Source organism: Jeotgalibacillus haloalkalitolerans, from assembly GCF_034427455.1.
GTDB lineage: Bacteria > Bacillota > Bacilli > Bacillales > Jeotgalibacillaceae > Jeotgalibacillus > Jeotgalibacillus haloalkalitolerans.
Window position 1 is genome coordinate 128,884 of sequence record NZ_JAXQNN010000005.1, and the last position, 15,218, is coordinate 144,101.

Consider the following 15,218-nt stretch of genomic DNA (forward strand, 5'->3'; position numbering starts at 1 on the left):
TAATTAGGTTTAGCGAATCATATCCCGGGAAACATGTCTAGACAATACATGAAAAATAATGTTAGAGGTGCTAATATGTTTCAAATTAAAGATATATGGACCTTTTTATGGTCGTTTCTGATTGTGTTTCCAACTGTCTCACTTGTTCATCAGCTGGGTCATGCATTCTTCGCGAGAATTTTTGGCGGTACTTCCAATTTTGCGTTAGGAAGAGGCAAATGTCTGATTAAGTTCGGCGGGATCAGTATTCACAGCATTTACTTTCTTGATTCTTTTTGTAAATACACTTCACTGAAATACAACAATCGATTTACAAATACCCTTGTTCATCTCGGGGGCGTCATATTTAATTTCGGTTCGATTTTGCTGATCAATGCTTTAATCATGCAGAATATACTGGACCCTGATATATTCTTTTATCAATACTCTTATTTCTCTGTATACTTCGCTGCCTTTTCACTGTTGCCTGTTAACTTTGGTAACGGAAAATTCAGTGATGGCTATGCCGCTTACCGTATTATGAGATATGGAGAGGAATTACAGCTTGAGAATTAACTAAACAACTTTTTATAAAGGAAGATGCGTATGCCGGAAGGTCCTGAAATCAGACGCGCAGCCGATCAGGTTGAAAAAGCGTTAACAGGCAGGAAAGTCATGGAGGTTCATTTTGCATTTGATCATCTGAAGGATTATGAAGATTTTTTTGCCGGAGCAGACGTATTAAAGGTCGATACCGTCGGAAAAGCGATGCTCATCCGTTTTTCAAATGGCTATACGGTATACAGCCATAATCAGCTATACGGCAAATGGGTGATCAGAAATGCTTATAACTACCCAAAAACGAACCGACAGCTCAGATTTGCTGTGCATAATGAAAAGAAATCCGCACTGTTATACAGTTCATCAGATATAGAAGTGATGCGTGATGAGGAAGTGCATCTGCACCCATTTATTCAAAGAGCAGGCCCTGACGTATTAAATGACAAGGTTTCTGCTGAGCAGCTGATCGAACGGATCAACAGCACAAAGTTCAGCGGCAGAAGATGGACAGCCCTTTTACTCGATCAGGGATTTATTGCAGGTAACGGTAATTATCTTCGGAGCGAAATCTTATTTAAAGCGGGGATTCACCCATCACTCCGTCCAAAAGACTGTACAGACGAACAGAACAGAGCAGCGGCTGAAGCGATCATTGATCTGTCGGTACAGTCCTATGAAACCGGCGGGATTACGAATGACCTTGAACTTGCAAACCGCCTGAAGGCTGAAGGAAAAAAACGGCCTCAGTACAGACACTGGGTGTTCAACCGCGCAGGGCAGTCCTGCCGGATTGATGGTACCCCGATTGAAAAGATTGTTGCCGCTTCAAGACGGCTCTATTTCTGTCCAACCTGTCAAAGGATTGAGGATACACATTGAAAAAACTCATTTTATTCGTATTGATTGCAGGGATCGGCGGCTGGCTGATCTATAAAGAGCTGGAACATCGCGAGGAATTACGCAGCCGCCCTTTACCTCAGGGGCTACATCCCACTGTAAAAGAAAAAAGTGATGAATTAGTTCAAATGGCGTCTGAACAGGACATTCAAATCATTATTACAGATGGCTTCAGATCCTTTGAAGAACAGGATGACATATACGCACAGGGCAGAACCCGGGAAGGCAACATCGTCTCTTATGCACAAGGCGGCGAGTCTTATCATAACTACGGCCTCGCCATCGACTTTGCACTTCAGACTGAGGATGACGTGATCTGGGACCTGGAATATGACGGAAACGGAAATGGCGAATCTGACTGGATGGAAGTTGTAGACATCGCGAAAGAACTGGGCTTTACCTGGGGCGGCGACTTCAGAGGCTTCAAGGATTACCCCCACTTCGAAATGCGATTTGGTCTATCCATCCGCGAATTAAAGCGTGGCGAACGGCCGAAGGAAGGACCGGTTGTTTATTAAAAGAAAAGCGGAAGGCGCTTGGTCAGCTCCGACAGGCATAAGACGCGGAGCGGAAAACGGGCGATCTTGCCGTTTACCGATGCGTGGCTTATGTCCCGAGGAGCTAGCGCCTGAAGCTGGACATGGTGGAAAAGCGGAAGGCGCTTGGTCAGCCGACAGGCATAAGACGCGGAGCGGGCGGCGTCTGAATAATTAAAAAGGTGAGTGAATTAATCTAAAAGGTGATAGATAAAATTACAAAGATGAGCGATATATCGATGGGTTACAGACAAACGTTTAATTAATAAAAAAGATGACGTAATTATTCTAAAAGGTGTCAGATAAAAACATAAAGGTGAGCGAAATAATCGCCCAGTCTCACATCAAAAAACGAACGCAGCAGACTATTTCAAAGTTAGACATAGTCCGCCTCACAAACAGATCGAGCCGGCGCAGAGCCACATGTCAGCAAATCCCCTGCAATCGCCACCTTCATCAAACATCAAAAACCATCAAACAGAAAAAGCGGTAATTCCACCAATCGGAATTACCGCTTTTTTTCAACTCACAATCGCAAGAACTTCATCAATGCTGCCGATCTGATAATCTGCCCGAGCAGCTTCTTCAGCTGTGCCAAATCCATATGTACAGTAAATCACAGGAATATCGTGATCCTTTGCAGCTTCTATATCAGAATAACGATCTCCTACCAGATACGCTTCTGACTTGCCAAATTTTTCAAAATGCACAGCCAGTACTTCACTTTTCTTTTCACCATAAATTGTGCCGAGGCATAACGGCTCTGAGAAATATTGTCTGATATCCTGCGAATCCAGAATCATATCAAGGTAATGCGTTCCGCAGTTTGAAGCGGTCGACAATGTATGACCATCCTGCTTCAGCTGCTGAAGTGTTTCTTTCACGCCGGGAAATAGAAGGTCTTTTCCTTTCACCAGCTGATCAAGAAATTCGCTTCTCCGCCTTCTGATAATTGTGATTTCCTGGGGAGAAGCGTCCGGTACAACCTTTGCCCAGAAGTCATTACCGGTGAGTCCATATGCAGCCTGCAGTGTTTCTTTGGTCGGCTCCTGAATATGCGGCATATCTTCTACTGCCAGATGTAATGCCTGAAGTAAATAGTCAGTTGAATCGATGATCGTGCCATCAAGATCAAATAATATCAGTGCCACATTCTTGTCCTCCTGTTAGATGCATTTTTTATTATTATTGCATACTTTTGCTAAGAAGGAAAAAAATGAGTGAATGTTCACAATACTTTCCGATTCTGACTAATGTTTTTATTTACATTGCTCGATTCCGGGCCTTTTTGTTTTTTCCAGCCGGTTGAAGTAATCTCTGATGAGGTCTTCATCTGAGTGAGGAATATATTCACCCTTTACGATTTGAGCGCCGTTAATACAGCCGCTTGTCAGCAGAATCAAATCCCCTTCTTCAGACTGGGAAAGTGCTTTTAAGACCCCTTCTTTTCTGGTCAGTGAAGTTAAAATCGACTGATCATACGGCTTTTTAAAACCGGTCATGACCTGATCTACTACTTTTTTCGGATCATGATCTCCCGGGTGATCTACCGTTACAACAATTTGGTCAGCCTGTCCTTCTGCGGTCTCTGCCATTTTCGGCATTTTATTAAAGTCACGAATGCCGATCCCCGCAATCATTGCGATCAGCTTATTGTGCGGCAGCTTTTTAGCTTCGGCAAGCAGGCTGTTTAAAGCAACAGGCGTATGTGCATAGTCAATAATAATTTTTCTTCCTCCATACTCTTCAATTACCTGAAAGCGTCCTTTTGGATTCTCAATATTTTTCAATACCGGAATTACCTGATCCAATTCAAGGCCGTGATGAAGTGCTGTGCCGATCGCGCTTAACAGATTATGCACGTTGTAGTTGCCGTAGACAGAGGAATTAACGAGATAAGACTGTCCGCCTACAATCAGCTCAAACATCGTGCCTTCTTCAGACACATGACAATTATCGGCAATCAGATCGGCTCCTGAATGGCGGTCGAGGCTATAAGTGATCAGATCGCCTTTGAAGCGTGCTGTCAGCTCTCTTCCCATTTCATCATCAATATTCACAACCGCTGTATGCGCCTGATCAAACAGCTTCATTTTCGCCTCTTTGTAATGGGCAAATGTTTTATGGTATTCGAGATGTTCAGTTGAAATATTTGTGTGGATTGCTGTATCAAACTGGATTCCTGCTACTCTTTTCTGATCAATGGCAATGGAGGAGACCTCCATGACGACTGCTTCATCCTGCTTTTTAACAAGCTCATTGAAAATGGCATGCAGATCTGAAGCTTCTGGCGTCGTTGGCGTACTTTTTTTGTATACAATTTCTTCCTGCGAAGAATAGATACCGTTTGTACCAATCGAACCGGTCCTGATTCCGCATTGTGTCAGCAATGATTTAACAAACGCAGCAACCGTTGTTTTTCCATTTGTACCGGTGACACCAATCGTCCTGATTTTGCGGTCAGGCTGCCCGTAAAAGGAAATAGCAAACTGAGCGAGTACTTCACGGTCATCTGCGACTGTTGCAAACGAGCAGTGCGGATGTCGTAAAGCAGCCTCTTCAATCTGCTCTTTGTCCGTTCCTATCACAACGGTGGCACCATTTGTAATGGCTTCTTCTATATAATCGTGACCATCTGAGTTTTCTCCCTGCAGACAGATAAATACACTATCCTTTATTGCCTGCCTGGAATCATATGCAATATGACTTACCTGCTTCACCGGATCGTTATAATAAGCGGTAATAAACTCTAATTCGTCTAAATGAATAAGCATGTGTCATCCCCTGTCTCTTTTTTCTGATACCTATCCTTTCCCCTAAATTCGACAGAAAATGCATGTTTGCTTATATTTAGTTCAATGGATGCGCAAGCTGTAAAAATTTTTATCCATTATCACACTCGCATACCATCAGTACATTTCCATCAGGATCTTCAAACGTGAAAAACTCCCCAAATTCAACTTCACCTATATTATCTGCTTCGAAGTCCTGGACATACGCATAACTCTCCTGAATGTCAGTAGTATTAAAGTGAAATAATGGTGCACGGTGCTTCCGGTGCTTTTTGTATATCTTCTGATCCAGCACAAGATTGTGACCATCCTGCAGCCTCAGTACATACAGGTGACCATTTACAATTTCTTCTGTTGGTTCAATGTTTAGCAGTCCGCAATACCAGTCTCTCGCTGTTTCAACGTCTTTTACCGGGATAAATGTAGCGCCAATCTTAGGCTGAATTGGATGATTCATTCAGGTTCCTCCTTAAAGTGTGTTAATACCCATTTCCTTACAAACACCTGATTCTCCTGCACATCTGTTCAATTTCCGGGAAGTGTTTTAAGATAGAGAAAAAAGTGATATTCCGGAGGGTATTATGACAGTCATCAGAAAAGCAAGTGAAGCCGATATTCCGGCGATGAACGATATTTATAACCAGGCGGTACTGGAAACCGTCGCGACATTTGATTTAAATCCACATACGATTGAACAGCGGACAGACTGGTTCAGCCGTTATCAGGGCCGCTACCCACTTTTTGCAGCAGAGATTGATGGAGAGGTTGCCGGCTATGGAAGTCTGAGCCCGTTTCGCGATAAAGAAGCCTATAAAGATACAGTTGAACTTTCCATCTATTTATCTCCCCGCTTTCAGGGCAATGGGTTAGGTAAAAAAATGATGAATGTGTTAATTGAGGATGCAAAAGCACGCGGTTTTCATACGATCATCAGCGGGATCACAGGGGGAAATGAAGTCAGTGTCCGTCTGCACGAACGATTCGGGTTTGAATTTGTAGGGAATTTTAAAGAGGTTGGCTTTAAGTTCGGTGAGTTGCAGGATGTGCATTTTTATCAGTTGATTTTAAAATGAAGGTTGCTTGCTGCATGCAGCGGCAGCAGTGCGGCTGTTATGACGGGGAATGCAGCCGTTAACTCGGTCACCTTTCAAGTTTTATCTATCAGGTCCTGTGATGATTGCGACACTTCTTAATTGAATTCGCACCATCTCAAGGCAGACAGCGGGAATTCCTGCACCAATTCAAGTAAATCTATCACCCTTCAGATGAATTCCATCATCTCCAGCCATATTTGTGCACGGGCGGCTCCACCCGGCTCAGCCCGTTTAAAAAAGCGGAAGCCCGGCGCCTCCGCTTTTTAACCTTTATAAATCCAGTTTGACACCATACATCTCAAACCAGTCATCAAGCTGTACCAGATACGCAATCAGCTGTGGTCCTTTCATCAGCTGTCCGAACCATGGGACTTTGAATGAAGCGCCGTCTGTCCGGATCAGCTCCTCAAGTTTCCCGCGCTCGAACAGTTCAGGCAGAACAGAGCTGCTTTCTTCAATCCTGCTCCCCAGCATTTGCTTAACGGCTTCTGTATAAGCGGGATGGTACGTTTTTGGATAAGGGCTTTTTTTGCGGTACAGCACCTCATCAGGCAATAATCCCTCAAGCGCTTTTCGCAAAATGCCTTTTTCCTTGCCGCCAAGCTGCTTCGTTCTCCATGGAATGTTCCACGCATATTCAACGATTCTGTGATCTGCAAATGGGACGCGCACTTCAAGGCCTGCTGCCATGCTCATGCGGTCTTTGCGGTCTAAAAGGGTGGTCATAAAGCTGACCATATTCAGATAAGCCATTTCCCTGCGCTTTTGTGTCAACGGCGGTTCTCCATCCTGCTGAGGCGTTTCCGCCCGGATTGCCCGGCTCTGCTCAAGAAGATATTGATTCAGCTCAAGCTTTTTGTGCCATTCAGGCAGCATGAATGCCTCTCTTTCTTTGACGGAAGTAATCCACGGGAAACCCTCCTGTGTGAGAAGCTTCTCCTGCTGAAACCACGGATATCCGCCAAAGATCTCGTCTGCACATTCCCCGCTCAGCGCAACGGTGAAATCCTTTTTGATATGCTCACAAAACCATAATAATGATGAATCGATGTCGGCCATTCCCGGAAGATCACGGGCACGTACTGCATCCTTCAGCCGGGACGCAAGCTCAGCCTGAGAGATGATGTGATCATGATGAATAGAAGAAAGGTGTGAGGACATTTTCTGAATCCACGGGCCATCGTCACTCGGCTTAAAAAGGTCAGGCTGGTAATGCAGGTCATTTTCTTCATATCCAATTGAACACGTATGAAGCTTTTCATTCAGACGCATCGCCGCGGCAGCACTGATCGCACTTGAGTCCACACCACCTGATAAAAATGTACAGATCGGCTTATCCGAGACCAGCTGCCTGCTGACGGTATCTTCAAAAAGCTCCCGCAGATACACGGCTGTCTCCTGCTCAGTGTGCGGATGATTCGCGCTTTTCACATTCCAGTACCGCCACTTTTTCAAGCCGGATCTGGTGTATTTGAAGGCATGCGCAGGTCTGAGCTCATCGATTCCTTTAAAGACACCACTGCCCGGCTTGCGCGATGGCCCCATACTTAATAATTCCTGCAGCCCCTCACGCGTGATACGCGCCTGCTGATCAGGATGCGCCAGAATTGCCTTCAGCTCTGAGCCAAAAATCAGCTCTCCTTCTTTTTCTGCATAAAAAAACGGCTTCACCCCAAGTCTGTCACGTGCACCAAAGCACTCTTCACGCTTGTGATCCCAAACCGCAAATGCAAATATTCCATTAAATCGTTCCGGACATTCCTCTCTCCATTCAATATACGAACGGAGCACAACCTCTGTATCAGATCTTGAAATAAATAAATGTCCCTTCTTTTTTAATTCATCTCTGATTTCATCTGTATTGTATAGCTCACCATTGTAAACTAACGTATACTCTCCCGAATCCGTTCTGATATTCATTGGCTGTGCGCCGCCTGCAGGATCTATTACCGTCAGGCGGGTATGCCCAAACAATGCGTGATGCATTGCTTTAATACCGAAAGCATCAGGTCCCCTTTTATCAAGGGTACTGACCATTTTTTCGATTGTTTGCCATTCACTTGTCAGCGGACGCTTCCAGCTGATCCAGCCAGTAATTCCACACATATACTGCCACCGCCTTTCACCAGGCATTATATGCACAGAAATATCTGATTAGAACGTATAGCGCGCGACCTGCTCCCCTTCAATGAATAAGCCCTCCTGCTCTTTAAACCCCATACTCTGGTACAGCGCTCCTGCAAATGTATTTTCAGGCTCATAAGACAGCGTAAGCGTTGTATGACGGTCTTCTTTATGCTGTCTGATATCTTCAATTACACATTCAATTGCCGCTTTTCCATACCCTTTCCCCTGATGCTTTTCATCAATCATCATTCTGTACATCCAGTATTCCCCGTCATCTTCATCAATTCCGTACAATGTGAATCCGACCATTTTATCATCCGCATAGATCCCCTGTGCATGAAAACCGGGAAGAAAATTCAGCTGTGCAAGTGAAACCGCATTTGAGGCAACAAAGTTTTGCTGATCCTCTCTTACTTTGAGACTGATTGCCTTAAGCCAGTTGTCTTTATCGATTCTTTTTAGATAGACCATTTCATTTCCCCTTTTTATAAACCTTCATCAGTTCTTCAACAGATATACCGTCAATTGTCATACCGGCTATATTGCAATTTTCAAGCGCTACACCAGACATATCTGAGGTTCTGAAAACAGAGCTGCTGAGATCAGCAAACCAGAACGTGGCATTTTGCACGGTAGAATCTGCAACAAGGCTGTCAGATAAATTGACATTTTGCATTTTTGTCTGCTGCATGGCTGCATTGGAAATATGTAATGACCTTATATTTGCATCTGTCACTTTAACTCCCCTTGCTTGTACTGATATCAATTCAGCACTAGTGTAATCCTGGTCCTGTCTGCGGGTATTTTCAGGTTCAACAGACGCTAAAAGCTTCTTCTCAAACATGAGCTCTTCTGTTTCCCATACACACTCATATCCCACTGATTCATAAAAATACCGGTTGCCAATCTGCTTTGGTGATGTTTCAAGCTGCCAGCGTGTAACCTCAGGATAGCTTTTTTCTATTTGGCGGATTGCTTCTTTTCCAAACCCTTTCCCCTGCAGCTCAGGAGCTATAAAAATCCGGTCGATCCTGGCATAGCCTGAAGCAGGAAGGGTTAAGACAGCCCCTCCGATCAAGGTCCCATCATTGTAAATGCCATATGTATCAAGGTACGTAATCATATAGGTCATCATGTCTTCTGAATCATAACCGGGCGGCTGAATGTTTGCATCTTCTTCTCCAGCAGTGAGCCATCTGGCGGCTTCCCGGCTGAAAACCTCTGATGATAAAGCTGTAAGCTCTTTTACCATGGATGCCTCTGCTTTTACTAATCTGATTAGACTTTTCATTCAATGTTTCCCCCATTTAAAAAGGCAGCGCTAAAAGAGCGCTGCCGTCCCTTTGTTCTGTTTTACACACTTTTTTCCATACATGCAATTAGTCTTTCTTCAATATCTGCTGCAAGGCTTCTGATGTCTTCATCCTCTACCATCTGGATTAATGAAGTCGGTTTTGGCATCCCGATCTTTGTCGTTCCATTTTCATCATAGACAACCATTTTACATGGCAGAAAATAGCCTGCGAGCAGGTTCTTTTCCAGTACATTTTTCGCTTCTTTAGGGTTACATACTTCAAGGACATGGAATGTCTGATCAAAATCCAGCCCTTTTTCCTGCAGCTTATTTTTAATGTCAAACTGCCATAGAACGCCGAATTGTTCTTCCTTCAGGTTGTTCTCGAGTGTTGTCATTGCTTCTTCCACCGACTGCTTTGTTTCCACTGTGTAATGAAACATGATGATACCCCTTTCTGAATTGAAGTTACACACATACGATACCCTAATGAGTATTCCTTCAATCAGAAAAATTGACCATATTCCCTTAAAACACCAGTTTCAATATAACTCCTGACAAGCTTTATTTGACCATCTTTTTCACGAAACGTTTCAAAGAATAGACTTCCGCTTAACTGAGTGTCCGCTTCAGTTTTAACGGTTACCCACAACACAACGGTTGTTTCCGTATTGTTTAATTTGTATCTCGCACGCTCTTCTATGATCCACTCATTGATACCGGATGAAAGGGATTGAAAAGCATCTGACCACCCTTTAACTGACTCCTCATATCCAAAGTCCTCAGCCTGGCCGTTTCTGATTTCTCTTGCCTGATACTGTGGATGGATAAAGTCGGTCAGCCTGGAGATAGAAGAATCTTTCCAGGCTTCTATAAATGCTTCAATTGTTTTTTCCAATGTAACAGCTCCCCTCATTCTGTCTATTTCGGCTGAGGGCTTAGCGATTCCTTTATTTTTTAAGCTTTGTTAAAGTTGGCTGTTGATTTCCGCTTCAGGGGGGGACGCTTTCCGCTACAATCACCAGCTGTGCAGAAACATCAATGATCTTTAACATAGCTATTTTTTAAGAAGACTTCTCTTTTTTTTCAATAGCTGCTGAAATTCCTGATCCAGCTCTTCACTGGGGGACATGCTGAGACGGCTTAATACTTCAGATATTTTCGTTTCAACCTTTAACAATTCATCCGATGTTTCATCATGTTCTTTTGGTTCATGCTGCAAGAATTCCTGCAGGTTCCCATCAAAAACTGTCAGCTTTCCGTTTTTGATTTCAAGCACTCTTTCCGCAAGTTTTGAGACCATTTTTCTGTCATGGGAAATGAATAGCACCGTCCCCCGGTATTCCTGCAACAATCCCTCCAGCGCTTCCACAGCGTCAATATCAAGAAAGTTGGTCGGTTCATCCATGACCAGCACATTCAAATCACTGACAAAGATTTTGGCAAAAGCAACTTTTACTCTTTCTCCGCCTGACAGGACATGCACCGGTTTGAACACATCATCTCTGTAAAAGTGAAGGCGTGCCAGAATCGTTCTGACAATGTCTTCTGTCTGGATGGCATCCTCCATCACATTTTCAAGAATCGTCTTATCAGGCTTCAGGATATCAAGATTCTGACTGAAGTAACCGAATTTCACTGCCGGTGAAACTGAGATTCCTTCCTTCCTGGCAAGAATAGACTTAATCAGCGTCGTTTTTCCTGTTCCGTTCCCTCCGATCAGCGCAGTCTTTTGACCACCCTTCAGATAGAATGGCTGGAGATCAAATAACGCTCTGCTGCCTGCTTTAATGGTCTGTTCTTCAAACCTGATAATCGGTCTTCCCTTCATATCTGATTCATTTGGCAGCGTCATTTTAATTGGTGGTGCTTCTTTCGGTCTTTCCACTTTTTCCATCTGGCCAAGTCTTGTTTCAAGTGCTTTAGCGGTTTGCCTCAGTTTCTTCTGCTTTTTCGCAAAATATGGTTTCGCATTTTTATGCTCTGACGCTGTCCCATCTGTCGGTTTTTTCGTCGCTCTTTTTGCCCGCTTCTCTTTTTCCTCGATTGCAGCTTCAAGCTGTTTTTTCTTCCGTTCATACTGTTCATGCGCTGCTTCTGCCTGACGCACTTCAAGCTGTTTCTGATCAGCATAATCCTGATAGTTGCCTTTATATTCCTTCAGATTCCCATCACTAATCTCCCAAATACTGGTACAGAGCAGATCCAGAAACGCACGGTCGTGAGAAACCAGCACCATTGATCCCCCAAACCGTGACAAATGCTGTTCAAGCGTCTTCACCCTTTCCACGTCAAGGTTCGTTGTCGGCTCATCCGCCAGCAGCAGATCCGGATTCTCTGCAAAAGCCTGGTTAATATAAGCCTGTGTCACCTCTCCTCCGCTTTGAACGGTATCGGTGTTTTTCAGCTGCGGTAGAAGTGTAATCCGTCCGTTTCTGAATATATCTCCCTCATCAGGCTTCAGCTCACCGCTGATTAAATGAAGGAGTGTTGATTTTCCGGAACCATTTTTACCGACAAGTCCGATCCGGTCACCTTTTCTGATTTCGAGTTCATCAATATGGAAAAGCTCTCTTTCCCTGACTGAATAGCTGATTTCCTTAATTGAACAAATTAAAGTCATTCGATCATCCCCTGTTTTCATCATTATGGGGACAAAAAAAGCCCCCTATCCGTTTATCCGAATAGGAGGCATGGGCGTACGCAAATAGACCACGGCAACTGCCGCGAGCGTACCCGGTGTGAAAAGCCTAATCCTATTTGGAAAACGGATGATGCGCGTGAAGACAGACTGGTTGCGTTTGCCTTTCATCACTTCATTCATCTTTGTTTTCAAAAATAGAATTAGTTCCACATTCTCCCGGGTCACCCTTCCGTTGTTTGTTAGCACTATCTTATGGCAAACAGTTATTTTCTGTCAAGCTGCTTTCAGGTTTTGGGGATTGGGTTCATGAGATTTCTGTGCATGTTCCTGAGATTACCTGAATGGTTCATGACATGATCTCTGGTATTCAGAACATTTTCGCGGTGGTTCAGGAGATTATAACGCCGGTTCATGAAATCATGACATTGGACCTGCTATACAACACGCCCGATTAACACAAAAAAATCCGGATCCCCCGGAAACATAAAGTCCCAGGGTCACCAGACCGTTTTACAGTAAAATATCCAGCCAGATTTTAATGGCAGTCGCCAAAATAATGAGTGCCAGTAAGATCTGCAGAATTTTTGTATTCATTTTTTTACCTAACTTAGCACCAAGGGGAGCAGCAATCAGGCTGGCTACCACCATGACCAGTGCAGGCAGATAATCGACCTGTCCTGTGGTGATTTTACCGATCGTTGTTCCGATTGAAGCGATAAATGTGATGGCCAGTGAAGATGCGATCGTGACACGGGTCGGAATCTTCAGGACGACCAGCATAATCGGAACGAGCAGGAAAGCTCCTGCTGCACCTACAATACCAGCACTGATCCCAACAATAAATGCTAAAACAGCTGCAAGCCATTTGTTAAAAGTGATCTGATCAAAAGGAATATCCTCCCGGCCTTTCTTAGGTACAAACATCATGACTGCTGCAATTAAAGCAAGCACCCCGTACACAGTATTAATCGCAGCTTCTGACATCGCATCCGAGCCTACACCACCGATCAGACTTCCGATCAATACGCTGACACCCATATAAACAATCAGCGTTTTATTTAAATACCCGCCTTTACGGTATGCCCATACACCACCAATGGTAGCAAAGAACACCTGCACAGCTGAAATCCCTGCAACCTCGTGCGCTGAAAATGCTGCAAGTCCGAATAATGGCGGGATATACAGAAGCATCGGGTATTTTATAATTGAGCCCCCGATCCCAAGCATCCCTGAAATATAAGAGCCTATAAATCCAATGAGAAATAATACAATAAACAGTTCAATACTCAAACCTTACACCTCCCGGCTGCTCTTTTAGAATTAGATAAACAGATTCACATTCCCGTCTTCTGCATCTGCCAGGTAAGCTGCAACGCCTGCGTACTCGATTTCATCCAGCAGTTCTTCTTTATGAAGTCCTAAAAGGTCCATTGTCATCGTACATGCAACAAGCTTTACGTCCTGTTCCTGTGCCATTTCAATCAGGTTTGGCAGTTCCATTGCATTGTGCTTTTTCATTACACCTTTAATCATTTTCTGTCCAAGACCGCCAAAATTCATTTTTGACAGACCCATTTTATCTGCACCCTTAGGCATCATTTTACCGAACATTTTTTCCATGCCGCTCTTTTGAACTTCAACGTCTCCGTCTTTACGAAGGGCATTCAGTCCCCAGAATGTATGAAAAATCGTTACTTCGTGATCGTAAGCTGCTGCTCCGTTTGCAATAATATAAGCAGCCATCGCTTTGTCGTAGTCACCGCTGAATAATACAATCGTTGTTCTTTTCTTTTCCATGATTTAAAAATCCTCCTAAATATAATTACCCCATAGGGTATATTAGTTTTCAAAAAAATTACCTGCTCTTCACAAGCAGGTTCACCGCTTCCTTGATTACATCCTCCGGTTCGCGCTCATCATCTTCTCTCGCTTCTCTTACACACGATACCAGATTTTCACTTACGACTAATCCAATTGTCCGGTCAATCGCTGTTCGGATCGCTGACAGCTGCGTCACGACATCCTTACAATCCTTTTCTTCTTCCATCATTGCAAGTACACCACGAAGCTGACCTTCCACTCTTTTTAACCGGTGAACAGACTGTTTTGAGTAATCCATGAAGTGAACCTCCCTTGCTTAACATTGATTACATGACCCATAATATACCCAATGGGGTATGTTGTCAAGAGATGTGATGGTATTTTTTTCAAAGAGAAGTTAAAACAAAAAAAGCCTGGGACAAAAGTGTCCTAGACTTTTAAAATCGTTTCGCTGCGCTTCAGGCGGACGCTTTCCGGACGGAGGTTGCTGAGCCTCCTCAGGCAAGCCTTGCGGGGTCTCAGCTTCCCTCTAATCGTCCCGGAGTCGCCGCCTTACGCTCCGCTGCACTAAAATTTTATTATAAATGTCGTTTTGCTTTATAGATTATCTTGTACCAACTTTTTTAAAACTTAAATCGATAATCCTTCTATCGCAGTTTTTAAATTCTTACGGATCGTCATGCCTTCGAATTTGATGCCGATTTCCACGACAGCCTGGGCAATTTCCGGTCGGAGGCCTGTCAGGATCGTTTTAACGCCTATCAGCTTCAGTGAATCAATCACCTGTGAGAGCTCATTTGCAACCATCGTGTCTACTGTCGGAACACCTGAAAGATCCAGAATTAATATAGAATTGCGAAGCTCAATACACTTATGAAGGGCTACTTCTTTTAAAATTTTTGCACGATCATCATCGAGTTCACCAATCAATGGGAGAATCGCTACCTGATCGTTCAAGCCTACCACAGGAACGGAATATTCCATTACGCTGCTTTGAGCTTTCTTCATATAACGGCGGTAATCTTCCACGTAAGCCATACTGAATTCGCGGCCGGCTTTGTTGATGACCGGCTCAATGTTGTAATTGATCGCGGTAATTTCTTCGGCAGTAAAATTCAGCTCATCCTGCTTTTCTGACATCAGCTTCCAGATCAACATTCTCAGCTGTGAAAGAATACTGAGACCGTCATCAAGCTCAATTCCTCTTTGTACAGCTGATTCACCTGTTTTTCTTGCCCAGTCAATGACCTGTTCTTCAAGTCCGGTGGCGTCATTATACTTAATCGCTGTACCTATATATGAAATAAGATCACTTTGAAGATCAATCAGTTTTTGCTCATCATTTTTCGACAGTAACAAATCAGGGCTTCCCCCATCAAGCTTTAACGCTAATTCGTGTCTTTTTTCAAGTATGTACGAACCGAGTTGCTCATAAGCTTTCATTCATTATTCCCCCCTGGTGTTGTCGAATCT

At 43.9% G+C, this 15,218-nt stretch carries 17 protein-coding genes; 4 read left to right on the forward strand and 13 right to left on the reverse strand.

The window, feature by feature from the left end; all coding sequences use genetic code 11:
• Window positions 1–75 precede the first annotated feature (75 nt).
• The 3 genes from UFB30_RS13610 to UFB30_RS13620 are packed head-to-tail and all read left to right on the forward strand — an operon-like array spanning window position 76 to window position 1,955.
• Complete coding sequence (locus tag UFB30_RS13610; protein ID WP_322422241.1) at window positions 76–555, forward strand: RIP metalloprotease; 480 nt, start codon at window positions 76–78, stop codon at window positions 553–555.
• A gap of 30 nt (window positions 556–585) precedes the next feature.
• Window positions 586–1,419, forward strand: coding sequence for an endonuclease VIII (gene nei / locus UFB30_RS13615; protein ID WP_322422242.1), 834 nt, complete (start codon window positions 586–588; stop codon window positions 1,417–1,419).
• Window positions 1,416–1,955: a M15 family metallopeptidase gene (locus tag UFB30_RS13620; protein ID WP_322422243.1), complete on the forward strand. Its 540-nt coding sequence runs from the start codon at window positions 1,416–1,418 to the stop codon at window positions 1,953–1,955. The genes nei and UFB30_RS13620 overlap by 4 nt, the downstream gene beginning before the upstream one ends.
• Window positions 1,956–2,494: 539 nt before the next feature.
• On the opposite strand, the gene UFB30_RS13625 is transcribed toward UFB30_RS13620, so the two are convergent.
• The 3 genes from UFB30_RS13625 to UFB30_RS13635 form a co-directional block, all read right to left on the reverse strand.
• Window positions 2,495–3,124, reverse strand: a complete 630-nt coding sequence (locus tag UFB30_RS13625; RefSeq protein WP_322422244.1) for an HAD family hydrolase — start codon at window positions 3,122–3,124, stop codon at window positions 2,495–2,497.
• Between the two features lie 108 nt (window positions 3,125–3,232).
• Window positions 3,233–4,747, reverse strand: a complete 1,515-nt coding sequence (locus UFB30_RS13630) for a UDP-N-acetylmuramoyl-L-alanyl-D-glutamate--2,6-diaminopimelate ligase (protein ID WP_322422245.1) — start codon at window positions 4,745–4,747, stop codon at window positions 3,233–3,235.
• 109 nt (window positions 4,748–4,856) lie between these two features.
• The gene (locus tag UFB30_RS13635; RefSeq protein WP_322422246.1) at window positions 4,857–5,222 is read right to left on the reverse strand and encodes a VOC family protein; all 366 of its coding nucleotides are present in this window, start codon (window positions 5,220–5,222) and stop codon (window positions 4,857–4,859) included.
• A gap of 124 nt (window positions 5,223–5,346) precedes the next feature.
• Between UFB30_RS13635 and UFB30_RS13640 the strand changes: the two genes are divergently transcribed.
• Window positions 5,347–5,838 carry a GNAT family N-acetyltransferase gene (locus tag UFB30_RS13640; protein ID WP_322422247.1) on the forward strand — a complete coding sequence of 164 codons (492 nt, stop codon included), beginning with the start codon at window positions 5,347–5,349 and terminating at the stop codon, window positions 5,836–5,838.
• A gap of 291 nt (window positions 5,839–6,129) precedes the next feature.
• Here UFB30_RS13640 and asnB read toward each other — a convergent pair whose 3' ends face one another.
• The 10 genes from asnB to UFB30_RS13690 all read right to left on the reverse strand — a co-directional run bounded on the left by asnB (window position 6,130) and on the right by UFB30_RS13690 (window position 15,188).
• Window positions 6,130–7,965 carry an asparagine synthase (glutamine-hydrolyzing) gene (gene asnB, locus UFB30_RS13645; protein WP_322422248.1) on the reverse strand — a complete coding sequence of 612 codons (1,836 nt, stop codon included), beginning with the start codon at window positions 7,963–7,965 and terminating at the stop codon, window positions 6,130–6,132.
• 48 nt (window positions 7,966–8,013) lie between these two features.
• A complete protein-coding gene (locus UFB30_RS13650) occupies window positions 8,014–8,457 on the reverse strand; it encodes a GNAT family N-acetyltransferase (RefSeq protein ID WP_322422249.1) in 444 nt (147 codons plus the stop codon).
• A gap of 1 nt (window position 8,458) precedes the next feature.
• Window positions 8,459–9,277: a GNAT family N-acetyltransferase gene (locus UFB30_RS13655; protein WP_322422250.1), complete on the reverse strand. Its 819-nt coding sequence runs from the start codon at window positions 9,275–9,277 to the stop codon at window positions 8,459–8,461.
• Between the two features lie 62 nt (window positions 9,278–9,339).
• Window positions 9,340–9,723 carry a DUF302 domain-containing protein gene (locus tag UFB30_RS13660; protein ID WP_322422251.1) on the reverse strand — a complete coding sequence of 128 codons (384 nt, stop codon included), beginning with the start codon at window positions 9,721–9,723 and terminating at the stop codon, window positions 9,340–9,342.
• A 62-nt stretch (window positions 9,724–9,785) separates the two neighbouring features.
• Window positions 9,786–10,178 carry a hypothetical protein gene (locus UFB30_RS13665; RefSeq protein ID WP_322422252.1) on the reverse strand — a complete coding sequence of 131 codons (393 nt, stop codon included), beginning with the start codon at window positions 10,176–10,178 and terminating at the stop codon, window positions 9,786–9,788.
• A 159-nt stretch (window positions 10,179–10,337) separates the two neighbouring features.
• Window positions 10,338–11,903 (reverse strand): Vga family ABC-F type ribosomal protection protein, encoded by a 1,566-nt coding sequence (locus UFB30_RS13670; protein ID WP_322422253.1) that lies wholly within the window; start codon window positions 11,901–11,903, stop codon window positions 10,338–10,340.
• 531 nt (window positions 11,904–12,434) lie between these two features.
• Window positions 12,435–13,214 (reverse strand): sulfite exporter TauE/SafE family protein, encoded by a 780-nt coding sequence (locus tag UFB30_RS13675; protein ID WP_322422254.1) that lies wholly within the window; start codon window positions 13,212–13,214, stop codon window positions 12,435–12,437.
• 30 nt (window positions 13,215–13,244) lie between these two features.
• A complete protein-coding gene (locus tag UFB30_RS13680; RefSeq protein WP_322422326.1) occupies window positions 13,245–13,724 on the reverse strand; it encodes a DsrE/DsrF/DrsH-like family protein in 480 nt (159 codons plus the stop codon).
• Window positions 13,725–13,779: 55 nt separating this feature from the next.
• Window positions 13,780–14,043: a metal-sensitive transcriptional regulator gene (locus UFB30_RS13685; RefSeq protein WP_322422255.1), complete on the reverse strand. Its 264-nt coding sequence runs from the start codon at window positions 14,041–14,043 to the stop codon at window positions 13,780–13,782.
• 332 nt (window positions 14,044–14,375) lie between these two features.
• Window positions 14,376–15,188 (reverse strand): STAS domain-containing protein, encoded by an 813-nt coding sequence (locus tag UFB30_RS13690; RefSeq protein WP_322422256.1) that lies wholly within the window; start codon window positions 15,186–15,188, stop codon window positions 14,376–14,378.
• Window positions 15,189–15,218: the final 30 nt, after the last annotated feature.